The organism is Acinetobacter sp. UNC436CL71CviS28 (assembly GCF_000620525.1).
Taxonomy (GTDB): Bacteria; Pseudomonadota; Gammaproteobacteria; order Pseudomonadales; family Moraxellaceae; genus Acinetobacter; species Acinetobacter radioresistens.
Genome location: NZ_JIBB01000093.1, coordinates 1 through 1,659, shown reverse-complemented (window position 1 = coordinate 1,659; position 1,659 = coordinate 1). Strand labels below are relative to the sequence as shown.

At 38.4% G+C, this 1,659-nt stretch carries 1 protein-coding gene, 2 pseudogenes and 1 other annotated feature; of the genes and pseudogenes, 2 read left to right on the top strand and 1 reads right to left on the bottom strand.

The genetic code is table 11. From position 1 onward, the window contains the following. A pseudogene (locus tag N518_RS0115250) lies at positions 1 to 379 on the top strand (IS3 family transposase); the annotation flags it as partial. Beyond that, positions 68 to 184 (top strand) — a sequence feature (AL1L pseudoknot). (Overlaps the previous pseudogene by 117 nt.) 33 nt (positions 380 to 412) lie before the next feature. Here the strand turns inward: N518_RS0115250 and N518_RS0115245 are convergent. Next, the gene (locus tag N518_RS0115245; RefSeq protein ID WP_005262761.1) at positions 413 to 1,159 is read right to left on the bottom strand and encodes an IS5-like element ISAba31 family transposase; all 747 of its coding nucleotides are present in this window, start codon (positions 1,157 to 1,159) and stop codon (positions 413 to 415) included. Positions 1,160 to 1,236: 77 nt separating this feature from the next. Here N518_RS0115245 and N518_RS17045 point away from each other — a divergent pair. Further along, a pseudogene (locus tag N518_RS17045) lies at positions 1,237 to 1,659 on the top strand (IS3 family transposase); the annotation flags it as partial.

The following is a 1,659-nucleotide window of genomic DNA, read 5'->3' as shown; positions in this document are numbered from 1 at the left end:
GTATCAAACAACTCGAACGCGAAAATAAAGAACTGCAACGCGCCAATGAGATTCTACGTAAAGCAGCCGCTTTTTTCGCCCAGGCGGAGCTCGACCGCCCACACAAATAATGGTGGATTTTATCCATAATAATAAAGAGCTGTACGGAGTCGAGGCGATTTGTAGAATTTTACCAATCGCACCTTCAACCTATTACCGCACTCTAGATCTCTGCGAAAATCCAGAACATCGAGCAAAGCGAGATTTACATGACTTGCATCATGCTGAACAAATTAAACGAATTTGGAAGGAAAGTTCAGGTCGGTATGGTGTACGTAAAGTCTGGCAAAAACTGAAACGTGAAGGTTATGTTATCGCACGCTGTACTGTTGCTCGATTAGGGTCTGTTGACATTTACTGTTCATAATTAACCCTATAAAGGTAGCCATAAAAATATACAGGCTAAAGCAACAGAACTTTGATAATTTCTTTTGAGCTTGTCATATCGAGTAGCTATTCCTCTAAATTGCTTTAATCTACAAAACATATTTTCAACTAAATGCCTGATTTTATATAAACACCAGTCCATATGGTCATTGTTCGATTGGCTATTTGTTTTCTTTGGTATATTCGCTTTAGTCCCTGTTTTCCTGATCTGTTCACGCAGTGGTTCTGAATCATAGCCTTTATCTGCACATACCACTTTTGTCTCTTTTAAATCTAATGTTGATATTAAATCAGGTGCAACTTTAACATCATGTGTGGTTCCATCGGTAATCATGAAATCAATAGGATTGCCATGTGCATCAACAATCAAATGTATTTTTGAGGAGTTTCCTCCTACACTTTTAGAAATAGATTGATTCGCTATACCGGCAGAATGTTGATGAGCACGTACATGAGAGCCATCAATAAAAATCCACTCCATATCGGGGCATGAGGCTAGTAATTTGAATAATCTAAGTAACTTACCGCTGCTTGACCAACGATTAAAACGTTTGAAAATAGAGTTTGAATGACCAAAACAACAAGGAATATCTCGCCACGGACAGCCTGTTCTAATTCTATAGAGAATAGCTTCAATAAAATTGCGTAAATTTGAGTTGTGGTGAATGGATAAATTACGCAGAATAACTTTCAACTTTTGCCAGTGTTGATCTGTCAGCATGGTACGAGGCATAGCGAATAGTAAAATTGTGTTTGGCGATTTGATTTTACTACTTCGCTATTTTTTTAAACTAAAAGTGTCAACACACCCTAATGAAAAAGCTAGGTATACAAGGTGTTTGGTGAGGTAAGAACAAACAAACCACCCGTAGCCGAGATGACCAAAAACGAGCAGATGATTTAGTGAAACGTAATTTTAGTGCTGATCGACCTGACCAATTATGGGTCAGTGACTTTACGTATATTCAAACAAATTCAGGCTGAGTCTATACCGCCTTTATTATTGATGTGTTCTCACGAGCAATTGTTGGATAGAAAGTATCTACACGGATGAATACAGATATGGTACTCGATGCACTTGAGCAAGCATTGCACGATCGAGGCATGCCAAAGAATGTGATTCATCATTCAGATAGAGGTGTTCAATATCTTTCCATTCGCCATACCAATCGTTTAGAAGCTGCAAATTTACGAGCATCAGTCGGTACAACTGGTGATTCATACGATAATGCT

Bases quoted from the DNA above. Each gene is read 5' to 3' on its own strand.
- N518_RS0115245 (WP_005262761.1), bottom strand. From the start codon at position 1,159: ATGCCTCGTACCATGCTGACAGATCAACACTGGCAAAAGTTGAAAGTT.